The sequence below is a fragment of the Nocardioides sp. Arc9.136 genome (assembly GCF_030506255.1).
Lineage (GTDB): Bacteria > Actinomycetota > Actinomycetes > Propionibacteriales > Nocardioidaceae > Nocardioides.
In genome coordinates, this window is sequence record NZ_CP113431.1 from 127,853 (window position 1) to 140,010 (window position 12,158).

Below are 12,158 nucleotides of genomic sequence, written 5' to 3' on the forward strand. Positions count from 1 at the left end.
TTGCCCGGCGTGTCCCGGACCGCCCCTCGCCGTCGTGCCGAGCCGCCGCCGCGCCCGGAGCGTCCCGCACGTGAGCGGCGTCCGCGCGACGAGCGGGGGAGCCGCGAGCGTCCCCCGGGCCGTGGGCCGCTGAGCGGCCGCGCCAAGGTCGCCGTGGCCGCGGTGGTCGCGGCCCTCGGGCTGGCCGCCCTGGTCGCCGCGATGGTGCCGGTCGGCCCCGGCTGGCTCGGCGAGGCCGGCGCGGTCGCGGTCGCGGTGACCTACACCTGGGCGCTCGCGGCCCGGACCGGCGGCCGACCGCTCGTCTTCGGCGGCCTCGCGCTCCTGCTCGGCGTGCTGGCCGTGGTCCTCGACGAGGACGCCCTGCGCACCGGTGCCGCGGTCCTCACCTGCGTGGTCAGCGCGGTCCTGGCGGTGATGGGCACGGTCCCGGCCCGGCGCTTCCACCAGGCGGCCCGTGAGTGCGCCCTCGCGCTGCTCGTCGCGGCCGTCGGCGCCCTCGCGACCGTCGGCTTCGAGCCGCGGATCGCGCTGGTGCGCTTCGAGTACGTCACCCTCGGGCTCGCCCTCGTCGCGGCGTTCCTGCTCGTCGTCCGGCTGGGGGCCGGCCTGCACGGGCTCGGCCGGCGGGGGGTCGCCATCGTGCTGGTCGGGACGGTGCTGCTGGCGGTGACGCTGGCCTACGCCGAGCTGCTGCGCCGCTACGGCACCCCGGGCCTGGTCAGCTCGCTGCTCGACGCCGTGCGCTGGAGCCGCGACCACCTCGGCGCGTTCCCCCGGCCGATCGAGACGGTGCTCGGGGTCCCCGCGCTGGTGTGGGGGTGCCACATGCGCGCCCGGCGGCGCCAGGGCTGGTGGGTCTGCGCCTTCGGGGTCTGCGCGACCGCACCCGTCGCCAACGCGCTCGCCAACCCCTCGATCTCGCTGCTCGAGTGCACGCTCTCGGTGGTGTACGGCGCGGTCGTCGGGCTCGTCATCGGGTACGTCGTCATCCGGCTCGACCTCGCCCTCACCGGCCCGCGGGGCCGGCGCTCGCGGCGGGCCGAGGAGGAGGCCGCCGGGCGGCCCGAGCCGCGGCGTACCGAGGCGCTGCTGTAGCCGTCGTCGGGAAGCTTCAGCGGCTGGCCGATGAAGCTGTCGGTGGGCCGCTGAAATTTCATCGGCCACCCAGGAGATTCATCGGCTGACCGATGGATCTTCCGGCTGCCCGGCGACCCGGCGACCGAGCGGGCTAGGAGACGATCTCGAGCAGCACGTCGCCCTCCTGGACGACGTCGCCCGGCGCGACCTTGACGGCGCGGACGGTGCCGGCGTGCTCGACGACGACGGGGATCTCCATCTTCATCGACTCCAGCAGCGCGACGGTGTCGCCGGGGGCGACCGCGGCGCCGGGCTCGACGGTCACGGTCATGACGTTGGCGACCATCTCCGCGACGATCTCGCTCACCTGTTCGCGGGCCATGCCGGCGACGCTAGTCGTTACCCGGGGGTACTCGGGCATCCGGCCGGGACGGGCCGCCGTACCTGGCAGAGGGGGCGGGATTCGAACCCGCGGTAGGTCTCCCTACGACCGCTTTCAAGGCGGTTCCGATCGGCCACTCCGGCACCCCTCCGTGCGACCGGTGCTCGCGCGCCGGCCGACGGGAGGAGTGTAGGAGACGCCTACTCCGACCCACCCAGCTCCAGCTCCACCTCGTCGTAGGCCAGGTCGTGGAGGCGCTGCACGTGGTGGGCGATGTCCACGACGAGCCGGTCGAGCTCGCGGTGGGCCGGCGCGAGGTCAGTCTCGGTCAGCACCCGCGCCCCGAGGACGCCGAGGCGGGTGAGCAGCACCTCGCGACCGCGGTACGCCGTGCCGCCGCGGGCCGCGAGCCAGCCGTCGGCGCTTCCGGCCGTCTCGGCGAGCAGGGCGTCGCGGACGGCGGCCATCCGGCGGTGGACCCGCCAGCGCCACGCGCCCGGCAGCTCGGTCGTGCCCGGCGGGCCGGCGGCGGCGGCCAGGGCGGCGAGCGCGGCCAGGGTCTCGGCGGGCTGGTGGGACACGAGCGTCATGGCGACCTCCCGAGCGCCCGGGGCCCCGGGCCTGGACCTCCGAGCATGGACCCCGTCCGCGCGCGGCGGCAAGGGCCCGGGGACAATCGGGGGCATGTCCGACCCAGCATCGAGCGCAGGACCGAGCGCAGACCCTGCCGACGCCCCGGTGGAGTACCGGCTGGCGCCGCTGGTCGCCGTCCGGTTCGTCGGGCTCGCGCTCGTCCTGCTCGCGGTCCTGGTCCTCGTCGGCACGGCGCTGGTGGCCCTCGCGGGGATGCCGGCCGACGTCCTGGTGGTGCTGCTCGTCCTGGGGGTGGCCGCGGTGCTCGGGCTCGGCTGGTGGCTGCGCTCGCGGCTCGCGGTCGTCCGCTTCGACGAGTACGGCTACCGGGTGCGGCTGGTCCGTGGGGCCGGGGTCAAGGCCGCGCCGTGGAAGCAGGTGGCCGAGGCCGCGACCGTCTCGCCGCGGGGCATCCGGTGCGTCCTGCTCCGCCTGGAGGACGGCTCCACCACCACGATCCCCGTCGAGGTGCTCGACGCCGACCCCGAGCAGCTCGTGCGGGACCTGCAGCACCGGCTGCGGCGCGGCGAGGGCCTCCGGCCGCTCTGACCGGACCTGACCGCTCCGGGCGTGCGACGCGCCGGAGCGGTGGGGACCGCCCCTGATTGGCCGCACCGGCGCGCCGCCTTGTAGCCTGTGCGGGCTGTCGAGGAGGCGTCGCCTAGTCCGGTCTATGGCGCCCGCCTGCTAAGCGGGTTGAGGGCTACAACCCTCTCGCGGGTTCAAATCCCGCCGCCTCCGCCAGCCTGGCCCCCGTGCGGTTGATCCGCACGGGGGCCGATCTGCACTACGGTGCCGTGCGGGTGCTCCCCACCGCCGATCGCGCTGTCCGTGGTCGGCGGCTCAGTGCTGCCCGCGTGCTGCAACTTCTTGCACTGCAGTTTTCTGACCCATCGTTCCGCGCCTGCCCCCCGACGGGCCGGGACAGACTGAGGTTCCGGCACCGCCGTGGGCGCCGGGGACACAGGACACAGAGGTGGGACTCATGAAGATCGTTCGCAAGGTGGGCATCACGTTCGCAGCAGCCGCCGTCAGCGTCGGCCTGCTCGGCATCTCCGCTCCGGCCGCGCACGCCGACACCAGCTGGGGCTACCGCGTCGCCCCGCACAGCGGAGGCGGTAAGTAGCCACCCCCCAAGCCAGCTCGGGACCGCTGCCGCTCCCCCCGCGGCACAGCATCGTCCGAAGCCCCCCTAGGACGGGCGGCTCCCGAGCCCCGTTCGAGGCCAGCGACATCCCCCCGTCGCTGGCCTCGAGCGATTTCGGGGGCCGGTCGCGCGGGACCCGAGGCGGACCGGCGGTCACTCCTCGCCGGAGATGCCGCGCTGGCCGATCGTGTAGCCGAGCTGGAAGCGCGTCTCCGCCTCGAACTCGCTCTTGAGGTCGGCGACGTACCCCGCGTAGGTGCGGGGGCTGACGCCGAGCCGCTTGGCCGAGACAGGGTCGGGATGGCCCTCGATGAGCATCCGCAGGGTCATCGCGCGCTGCTCGGCGGCGATGTCCTTGAGCATCGTCGCGCTGCGGCTGGTGAAGGGCCGGCCCCGCTCCCACGAGCGCTCGAAGACGTCGACGAGGTAGGAGACCACCGACGGCTCGCGCACGGCGAGCGCGACGCTGAGGTCGTCGCCGCTGGGGATGACCGCGACCCGCCGGTCGATGACGATCATCCGGTTGAAGAACTCGTCGAGCGTGCGGACCTCGGCACCGCGGGCCGTCACCGCGGCGACGTACTCGCGGGTGGCGCTGCTGCGCCGGGCGCTGTGCTGGTAGAGCGTGCGGATCCGGGCGCCGCGCTCGAGCAGGGCGCTGTCGCGCTGGGTGATGCCGGCCGAGAGCTGCAGGTCGCGGCCGGTCTGCGGCTGCGCGGTGAGCGCCTCCTCCTGGCACTCCGCGACCAGGCCGGCGAGGAACGGCCCGATGGCCTCGGCGCGCAGGTAGGTGAACGGCCCGACCTCCGTGGCCTGCGGCGTACGTCGCCAGGCCTGCCCCAGGCTGGCCAGCGTCGAGGACCAGGCGGCCGACTCCTGGAGCAGGCGCGCGCCCTCGCGACCCAGGGGGGAGACCACGCGCGCGACCGTGCTGGTGGGGTCCTCGGGCAGCCACCGGTCGGACTCCGCGTCGTGACGGACCAGGCCCAGCTCGACGAGGAGGTCGAGCGCACGGCGGAGCGTCTCGTCCGTGGCGAGCCGGGGGTCGTCGGGCGCCAGCCCGGCCTCGGTCAGCATCTCCTCGTACAGCGGCGCGGCGACGGTCTCGAACAGCTGCCGGTCCTGCGAGTCGTACTCGTCCACGGACCTCCCCTTGCTCTCACACTGCGGGCACACGTGGGCACGCCTGCCAAAGGCTCCGAGACGTTCCGATCTTGGCACAGGGCGCCACACGCGCCACGGGGGCCCCGTCCGTGCGGACGGGGCCCCCGGTGGGGTGCTGCGGGGTGCTGCGGGTGGTGCCGCGCTGCGACGTTCAGGCGCCGAGGCGCGCCTTGAGGCCGTCGAGCTCGGTCCACAGCACGGCGGGGAGGTCGTCGCCGAACTTCTCGAACCACTCCTGGATCTGCGGGATCTCGGCCTTCCACTCCTCGGGGTCGACCGCGAGCGCCTTGCGCAGGTCGTCCTCGTCGAGGTCGAGGCCGTCGACGTCGAGGGAGCCCGGGGCCGGGACGTGCCCGATCGCGGTCTCCTCGGCGGCGGCCTGGCCGTCGATGCGCTCGACGACCCACTTCAGCACGCGGCTGTTCTCGCCGAAGCCCGGCCACAGGAAGCCGCCCTCGTCGTCGCGGCGGAACCAGTTGACGTAGAAGATCTTCGGCAGCTTCGCCGCGTCGTTGTCCTTGCCGACGTTGATCCAGTGGCTGAAGTAGTCACCGGCGTTGTAGCCGATGAACGGCAGCATCGCCATCGGGTCGCGGCGCACGACGCCGACCGCGCCGACCGCGGCGGCGGTGGTCTCCGAGGAGAGCGTCGCGCCGAGGAAGGTGCCGTGGGTCCAGTCGCGGGCCTCGAAGACCAGCGGGACCGTCGTCTTGCGGCGACCGCCGAACAGGATCGCGTCGATCGGCACGCCGCGCGGGTCGTCGTACTCGTCGGCGAGGATGTCGCACTGCTTGATCGGCGTGCAGTAGCGGCTGTTCGGGTGGCTGGAGAGCTCCTCGGAGTCCGGGGTCCACGGCTCGCCCTTCCAGGACGTCGCCCGGGCCGGCGGGTTCTCCAGTCCCTCCCACCAGACGTCGCCGTCCTCGGTGAGCGCGACGTTGGTGAAGACCGAGTTGCCCTTCTCGATCGTCTTCATCGCGTTCGGGTTGGTGTGGTAGTTGGTGCCCGGCGCGACGCCGAAGAAGCCGTACTCGGGGTTGACCGCCCAGAGGCGGCCGTCCTCGCCGATCCGCATCCAGGCGATGTCGTCGCCGAGGGTCTCGACCTTCCAGCCCGGGATCGTCGGCTCGAGCATCGCCAGGTTGGTCTTGCCGCAGGCGCTCGGGAAGGCGGCGGCGATGTACTTCACGACGCCCGCCGGGCTGGTGAGCTTGAGGATCAGCATGTGCTCGGCCAGCCAGCCCTCGTCGCGGGCCATGACGCTCGCGATGCGCAGGGCGTAGCACTTCTTGCCCAGCAGCGCGTTGCCGCCGTAGCCGGAGCCGAAGGACCAGATGCCCCGCTCCTCGGGGAAGTGCACGATGTACTTGGTGTCGTTGCACGGCCAGGCGACGTCCTTCTCGCCCTCGGCCAGCGGGTGGCCCACGGAGTGGACGGCCTCGACGAAGTCCGCGTCGAGCTCCTCCATCCGGCGCAGGACGTTGGTGCCCATCCGGGCCATCACGCGCATCGAGGCGGTGACGTACGCCGAGTCGGTGATCTCGATGCCGAACATCGGGCGCTCGGACTCGAGGTGGCCCATGACGAAGGGGATGACGTACATCGTGCGGCCCTTCATGCAGCCCTCGTACAGGCCGTTCATGAGGGACTTCATCTCGCCCGGGTCCATCCAGTTGTTGGTGGGCCCCGCGTCCTTCTCGTCGACCGAGCAGATGTACGTCCGGTCCTCGACGCGCGCGACGTCGATGGGGTCGGAGGCGGCGTAGAAGGAGTTCGGCTTGATCGAGGGGTTGAGCCGGGTGAAGGTGCCGGTGGACTCGAGCGCCCGGGTCAGCTCGTCCCACTCCTGGTCGTCGCCGGTGCACCAGTGGATGCTGTCCGGCTGCATGATCGCGGCCCACTTCTCGACGAAGTCGGCGATGCCTCGGTGGGTGGTCGGTGCCTGCGTCTCGGCGGTCATTGCCCTGGGTCCTGTTCCCTCTCGCGCATTCGCGGTGGCCGCCTCGCTCGGCGAGGGCCGCCGGCCGTCGAGCGTATCGACGGTGTGTCGTGGAGCTGCTGTGGATCGCGCGGCGTCGTTGTCGGCGACTGTTCGTGGTGCACCGGGGGTCGACGGGAGCCGCCGAGGGCCCCGGTTCGCTGAATGTACCCGCGGCCTCCGGGGGTGAGTATTGGATCGTTCAACGGCTCGTGTGCCAGGTCACACCGGGTGTCGGGGCCCGGTGGAGGGGGAAGGAGGGGGTGTTCCCCCGTCGGCCCGGGCTCCCCTGATTTCGGGTTCGTCGCCCGGGTCGGCTATCGTCTTCCTTCGTCCACCGACGCGGTGGGCAGGCGCCCGTAGCTCAACGGATAGAGCATCTGACTACGGATCAGAAGGTTTGGGGTTCGAATCCCTACGGGCGCGCAGGACTGAACGGCCCTTCACCGGCGGAGACGCAGCTGAGGGGCCGTTCTCCATTGGTGACACGCCTTGCTCGGTGCTAGCACAGTGCTGAGGGTCCGGGGTCGATGCCGCCCCAGCATCGGCTGTCGAGCTGCGGTATCACCTCGAGGGCACCTCGATCTCGGGTTCCATGGACTGGCCAGGTCCGCTGCGGGTGTGGCTGCACGAGCGCCTGCTGCGCGGCCTCGAGCGCCCGTCCGGAGGCGCTCAGCCCAGTCGCGTCGGGCGGGTGGTCTCCGCGGAGAGCGATGCGTGGGTGGTGAGCGAACCGGTTACCCGCGTGCGCCACACGGGCTTCGACTGCTTCACCGGCCGCTCGGGCGACGGCATCGGTCAGGCGGACGGTCTCACGGTCAGCCGGGAGTGGGACTCGCGTAGCAGCTCGTTCGTGCGCAGGTCGGATGCGTGGCTCGCCGCGCCGCGGTCGAGAAGGCGTTGTCGAGCGTCGGTCTCCGACGCCAGCCGCGGGCCGCTGGCGAAGACCGTCCTGGCCGGGGTCGCCCCGCCATCGGTGCCTCTGCGATGCTGTCGATGATCGTCGACGACTCACCGGCCTCTCCGCGGCGCGAGGTCGAGCAGCGTCCAGTCCGGCTTGCACTCCGACACCCCACCGGCCGGTCGTGCCAGGTGATCGTCAACGCGGCAGATTCCGATGTCTCGCTCAGCCTGGCGGCCACGCACGGAGCGGTTCTCAGCACTTACGCCTGGTTCGTTGCTCAGCGCCGCTCACTTCGGCCGCCACCTCGGGTGGCCGCGAAGTGGGCGGCGGCCGTGGCGTTCACCGAGCCTGAGGCCCGCTAGGACGTGTGCCTGGTCGGTTCTCAGACCTGACCCAGGCCACCGTCTACCGGGATGTCCGCACCGTTGATGAAGGACGCCTCGTCGGATGCGACGAACGCGACGGCGTTGGCCATCTCGTACGGTTCGCCGACCCGGCGCGAGGGGGACCTCCGTACGGCGTCGTCGACGAAGGCCTGGAATGACTCGTCGAACGCGCCGCTCCTGAAGCCCTCGCCGGCGTTGGGGCCGGAGGTCACGACGTTGACACGGATCTTCCGGTCGGCGAGTTCTGAGGCCCAGGAGCGCGCGAAGTTGCGGATCGCGGCCTTGGTGGCGGCGTAGACGCTTGCCGAGGGGGTCCCCTGCTGCGCCGCCAACGAGGACATCATGATGATCGATCCGCCGTTGGTCAGGATGGGGAGGGCGGCTTGAACGAGGAAGACCAGGCCCTTGATGTTCACCCCGAGCTGCTGGTCAAGGGTCTCTTCGGTGATCTGCCCTAGAGGCTCGAAGCCTGCTGCTGCGGCGTTGGTGAAGAGGATGTCGACCTTCCCGTGGTGGCCCTGATCTGCTCGATCACTGCCTTGATGTCTTCCTTGCTTCCAGCATCTGCACGAACTCCAGTCAGCTGCGGTCCCCGGCCTCGGCTGCGCGCAACTGCTCGACTCGACGACCGGTCACGAAGACGGTCGCTCCCTCGTCGATGAGCCGCTTGGCAGTGGCGAAGCCCATGCCCACACTTCCCCCGGAGATCAGCGCGACCTTTCCGTCGGAACGAGTGCTCATTTCGCTTTCCTTGCTCTCTACGTTGATGCGACGACGTGCTTGGTCGTCGATGTACTGAGGTGGAGCTGCGGTGCGTGCCCAGGTAGCGAGGAGCCCCGCCCTGAACGGGGAGGTGGTGTCGTCCAGGGGGTGGGGCCCACTGGGATCTACGCGGTGATCTCGCGGTAGATCTGGACGCCGTTGACCATGTCGACGCCGATCTCCGGCTTGTACACGGCCTGGATCTGGGCGGGCCGATCGCGGTCCATGCGCGTCTTGTCGGCGCGTGCGAGCGCGCCCTGGAGGGCGGTGGCGTCCAGGTCGGTGCAGTACGCGGGAGTGCCCGGCTGCATGCGCCAGGAGTCGGCGAGGCTTCCGGCGTCGACGGCGTCGAAGCCCGTGTCCTCGACCAGCTGCATGACCACCTTCTTGGCCGCTGCGTCGTCGCCGGCGACCGGCAGCGCCACCCGGTCCAGGTCGCCCGATGCGCGTCCCTTGATCGCGAGGCTGCGGGAGAAGATCGAGCTCCAGGCCTTGGTGAGGGGTCGGCCGACCTGTTCGCTGAGCCAGGCCGTGTCAGAGGCCGCGTCCGCCACCCCCTCCATCACGCCGGCCTCGGGGTAGTAGTTGGACATGTCGACGATGACCGTCGACGCGGGCGCCTCGCGCAGGGTCTGGGCCAGGCCGGGGATGGCCACGAACGGGATCGACAGCACCACGGCGTCGGCGTGTGCCACGGCGTCGGCGACTGTGGCCGGACGTGCACCGAGCTCCGCGGCCAGCTCCTGCAGGGACGCAGGGCCGCGGGAGTTGGCCAGGGTCAGGTCGTGGTTGGCGGCCGCCAGGACGCGCGCGAGCTCGCTGCCGATGTTCCCGGTTCCGATGACCGCGACATTCATGGGGTTCTCCTTGTTCGGGCGCCGAGATCGGGTCCGGCGCGGGGGATGACGGAGGCGGTCCGGCGTCTGCGAGGAGCGCGACATCAGGTCTGCACCGCCTCGTCACTGTACGTCACTACTGACAGTAACTGTCAAATACGTTAGGTGCTAACGTCCGTGGCATGGCGGGCACTGGAGTTCGTGAGGTAGCGCGACGCGCGGTCCACGCTGAGATCACCTCGGCTGCGGAGTCGCTGTTTCGAGAGCAGGGCTACGACGCGACGACGGTTGACCAGATCGCCGAGCGCGTGGGGATGTCGCAGCGGACGTTCTTCCGCCACGTCGGGACCAAGGAGGACCTGGTCCTCGCCGAGTTCGATCGGCTCTCGGCACGCATGGTCGAAGACGCTCGGTCGCGCCCCGAGACGGAGGACCCATGGTCATCGCTGCGGCATGCCTTCGAGGTCGTCGTCGGCCAACGCGAGGACCAAGCCGCTCGCGAGCGAGCCACACTCATGATGTCGATCGTCGAGACCAGCGGCACTCTTCGGGCCGCGTACTTCGACCGGATGGACCTCGTCCAGCGTCAACTCGTCGACGTCCTGCAGGAACGCGCGCCCGGGGCCGAAGACCGCGTCCTGATGCGGGCTCTCGTCGGCGCCGCTTTCGCCGCGCTCCATGCCGTCAGCGAGAACTGCGAACTAGCCGACGGACCCGACACCTTCGCCGCCGACCTCGACCGAATCCTTGCTCGCCTCGCACCGACCGATGTCTGACGCGCACCGGTCCCGAGGCTGGCCGGCGCGGAACCCGGTGCCAAGCGTGTCCGCGGACGGATGCTTGCGCCAGTCCTTCGCGACCGCTCATCGGCGTGAGCGTGCGGTGCCTCCACTCGTGAGGTAGCACCAGGTGCAGGTTGCAGCTGCCACGTGGTTGCCGGCACCGGTGACCAGACCTGGCTGGACGCGCCCGAGCTCGCGCGGATCTCGCAACCCAGTGCGCGCAGGACGGGACGGCCCCTCACCAGCGGAGACGCAGGCGAGGGGGCGGTCCTGCGTCTGCAGGAGGCCGGCGCCCGGACGCTCGCTCGAGCAGCGTCGTCATCTCCTCCGCAGGTACCGACGTCCTGGGCCCAGGTACCGCGCTCGTCCGAACGGCGCCGATCGTCTGCGAACGGCGCCGAGGATGGGTCCGTGACCTCGTTCCCACGCGCCGTCTCCTCCGCCCTCGCCGTGGTCGGCGCCAGCCTGCTGCTCGGCGCCCTGACGTCGTGGGCGCAGGGTGTGCTGCCGCATGCGCTCGCGTCGTTCGCCAACTCGCCCTCCGGCTGGACGGTGCTGACCGCCCTGCTCGTCGCCGCGGCACGGCCGCCGCTGGCCCTGGGCGCGGTGCTCGGGGTCGCGTCGTTCGTCGCCCTGGTGCTCGGCTACACCGTGGCCTCCGAGCTGCGGGGCCTCACCTACGACCCGGTGCTCTGGAGCGTGGTCGGGATCATCGCCGGTCCGTTCGTCGGCGTCGCGGCCGCCGCGGTCGTGGGGGACCGGACCGTCCACAGCGCGCTCGGCGCGGGCGCCCTCGCGGGCGTGCTGGTCGCGGACGGGGTCTACGGCCTAACCGTCGTCGGTTCCAGCACGAGCCCGGTCTACTGGACCATGTGCCTCGTGGCCGGTGTCGTCCTGGTCGGCGGCACCGCCGCACGGCTGCGCACCCCCGCCGCGGCTGCAGGCGTCCTCGCCAGCGCCGCGGCCGCCACGGGCGTGCTGAGCCTGGGGTACGGCGTGCTCAACGCGATGGGCTGATCCGGTGACGACTAGGGTCGGCCAGGAGCGGTGCCGCTGCCGGGCCGAGGCCGCAGGACGACCGATGAAGGGTCCGATGAGGAACGCAGGCGCTGAAGGACACACGGGTCGTCGCGGGCTCACCGCGGTGCTGGTCGCCGCTCTGGCGATCGCCCTCGGTACGGCGGGAACCGGGGCGGTGAGCTCCGTCGCGCCGGCGCCGCAGGCGCGGAGCGCTGCGACGAGCACGCCCGTCGAGCCCTTCTGGTCCGCGGAGTTCTCCGGGTGGGCCGGCGAGCGCCCGGACGCCGACGTCTTCACCACCGAGGTCGGCAACCGGCGGCAGCAGGGCTGGTGGAACAACGAGCTGCAGTACTACACCGCCCGCGCCGCCAACTCCTCGCTGAGCGGCTCGGGCAGGCTGTTGGTCCGGGCGAGGTGGGCCGGCCATCGGGGGAGCCTGCCGTGCTGGCCCCGCGGACGGTGCGACTACACCTCGGCCCGGCTCACGACCGAGGGGAAGGTGTCGATCACCCGCGGGCGGGTCGACGTGCGCGCAAAGCTGCCGACCGGCCGGGGGCTCCTCCCGGCGATCTGGCTGCTGGGCGACAACGGTCGCACCTGGCCCCGCCAGGGCGAGGTCGACATCGTCGAGGTCGTCGGCGGCGAGCCGCGCACGGCGTACGGCACCGCCCACGGCCCCACCTACTTCAACGAGGGCGGGATCGGCGGCACGACCAGGCTTCCGGGCCGCGCCGACGAGGAGTTCCACGTCTACTCCGTCGTCAAGGAGCCGCAGCGGATCACCTGGCTGGTGGACGACGAGCCGTACTTCTCCCTCGCCCCGCAGGACCTCCCGGCCGAGCGGGACTGGGTCTTCGAGCAGTCGATGCACCTGCTCCTCAACGTCGCCGTCGGAGGCGACTGGCCCGGTGACCCGGGCCGCGCGACCCGCTTCCCGGCGACGATGAAGGTCGACTACGTCCGCATGTACGGCGAGGGCGTCGTCGACGGCGTCGAGGTCGGCCACGACGACTGACCCGAGGAGGGCGCCGGACGCACGCCGATACCCTGACCGGAGACCGCTTCCCGGGGCTCCGCTGTCGAA

Annotated in this window: 12 protein-coding genes, 3 tRNA genes and 1 pseudogene; 8 read left to right on the top strand and 8 right to left on the bottom strand. The window is 71.8% G+C overall.

From position 1 onward, the window contains the following. Window positions 1-9 precede the first annotated feature (9 nt). Window positions 10-1,098: a hypothetical protein gene (locus OSR43_RS00620; RefSeq protein WP_302268986.1), complete on the top strand. Its 1,089-nt coding sequence runs from the start codon at window positions 10-12 to the stop codon at window positions 1,096-1,098. Between the two features lie 133 nt (window positions 1,099-1,231). Here OSR43_RS00620 and OSR43_RS00625 read toward each other — a convergent pair whose 3' ends face one another. The 3 genes from OSR43_RS00625 to OSR43_RS00635 all read right to left on the bottom strand — a co-directional run bounded on the left by OSR43_RS00625 (window position 1,232) and on the right by OSR43_RS00635 (window position 2,052). After that, entirely contained in the window at window positions 1,232-1,462 is a 231-nt protein-coding gene (locus tag OSR43_RS00625; protein WP_302268987.1) for a biotin/lipoyl-binding carrier protein, read from the bottom strand. Window positions 1,463-1,525: 63 nt separating this feature from the next. Next, a tRNA-Ser gene (locus tag OSR43_RS00630) sits at window positions 1,526-1,613 on the bottom strand. A 49-nt stretch (window positions 1,614-1,662) separates the two neighbouring features. Continuing rightward, window positions 1,663-2,052, bottom strand: a complete 390-nt coding sequence (locus tag OSR43_RS00635) for a hypothetical protein (RefSeq protein WP_302268988.1) — start codon at window positions 2,050-2,052, stop codon at window positions 1,663-1,665. Between the two features lie 94 nt (window positions 2,053-2,146). On the opposite strand from OSR43_RS00635, the gene OSR43_RS00640 reads away from it, so the two are divergent. The 3 genes from OSR43_RS00640 to OSR43_RS00650 all read left to right on the top strand — a co-directional run bounded on the left by OSR43_RS00640 (window position 2,147) and on the right by OSR43_RS00650 (window position 3,221). Then, on the top strand, window positions 2,147-2,644 hold the full coding sequence (locus OSR43_RS00640; RefSeq protein ID WP_302268990.1) for a hypothetical protein: 498 nt from the start codon (window positions 2,147-2,149) through the stop codon (window positions 2,642-2,644). A 101-nt stretch (window positions 2,645-2,745) separates the two neighbouring features. Further along, window positions 2,746-2,839 (top strand) — tRNA-Ser (locus tag OSR43_RS00645). 241 nt (window positions 2,840-3,080) lie between these two features. Next, window positions 3,081-3,221 carry a hypothetical protein gene (locus OSR43_RS00650; RefSeq protein ID WP_302268991.1) on the top strand — a complete coding sequence of 47 codons (141 nt, stop codon included), beginning with the start codon at window positions 3,081-3,083 and terminating at the stop codon, window positions 3,219-3,221. Between the two features lie 174 nt (window positions 3,222-3,395). Here OSR43_RS00650 and OSR43_RS00655 read toward each other — a convergent pair whose 3' ends face one another. Continuing rightward, window positions 3,396-4,385 carry a LuxR family transcriptional regulator gene (locus OSR43_RS00655; RefSeq protein WP_302268992.1) on the bottom strand — a complete coding sequence of 330 codons (990 nt, stop codon included), beginning with the start codon at window positions 4,383-4,385 and terminating at the stop codon, window positions 3,396-3,398. 172 nt (window positions 4,386-4,557) lie between these two features. After that, on the bottom strand, window positions 4,558-6,366 hold the full coding sequence (locus OSR43_RS00660) for a phosphoenolpyruvate carboxykinase (GTP) (RefSeq protein ID WP_302268994.1): 1,809 nt from the start codon (window positions 6,364-6,366) through the stop codon (window positions 4,558-4,560). 371 nt (window positions 6,367-6,737) lie between these two features. Between OSR43_RS00660 and OSR43_RS00665 the strand changes: the two genes are divergently transcribed. After that, window positions 6,738-6,810: transfer RNA gene (locus OSR43_RS00665), tRNA-Arg, on the top strand. Window positions 6,811-7,670: 860 nt separating this feature from the next. Here the strand turns inward: OSR43_RS00665 and OSR43_RS00670 are convergent. The 3 genes and pseudogenes from OSR43_RS00670 to OSR43_RS00680 all read right to left on the bottom strand — a co-directional run. Then, a pseudogene (locus tag OSR43_RS00670) lies at window positions 7,671-8,180 on the bottom strand (SDR family NAD(P)-dependent oxidoreductase); the annotation flags it as partial. A 73-nt stretch (window positions 8,181-8,253) separates the two neighbouring features. Further along, on the bottom strand, window positions 8,254-8,415 hold the full coding sequence (locus OSR43_RS00675; protein ID WP_302268995.1) for an SDR family NAD(P)-dependent oxidoreductase: 162 nt from the start codon (window positions 8,413-8,415) through the stop codon (window positions 8,254-8,256). Window positions 8,416-8,561: 146 nt separating this feature from the next. Then, complete coding sequence (locus OSR43_RS00680) at window positions 8,562-9,377, bottom strand: NADPH-dependent F420 reductase (RefSeq protein WP_302268996.1); 816 nt, start codon at window positions 9,375-9,377, stop codon at window positions 8,562-8,564. 77 nt (window positions 9,378-9,454) lie between these two features. On the opposite strand from OSR43_RS00680, the gene OSR43_RS00685 reads away from it, so the two are divergent. From OSR43_RS00685 to OSR43_RS00695, 3 genes are all read left to right on the top strand, one after another. After that, window positions 9,455-10,048 carry a TetR/AcrR family transcriptional regulator gene (locus tag OSR43_RS00685; RefSeq protein ID WP_302268997.1) on the top strand — a complete coding sequence of 198 codons (594 nt, stop codon included), beginning with the start codon at window positions 9,455-9,457 and terminating at the stop codon, window positions 10,046-10,048. Between the two features lie 417 nt (window positions 10,049-10,465). Next, a complete protein-coding gene (locus OSR43_RS00690; protein ID WP_302268998.1) occupies window positions 10,466-11,071 on the top strand; it encodes a DUF6518 family protein in 606 nt (201 codons plus the stop codon). Between the two features lie 178 nt (window positions 11,072-11,249). After that, window positions 11,250-12,089, top strand: coding sequence for a glycoside hydrolase family 16 protein (locus OSR43_RS00695; RefSeq protein ID WP_302268999.1), 840 nt, complete (start codon window positions 11,250-11,252; stop codon window positions 12,087-12,089). Window positions 12,090-12,158: the final 69 nt, after the last annotated feature.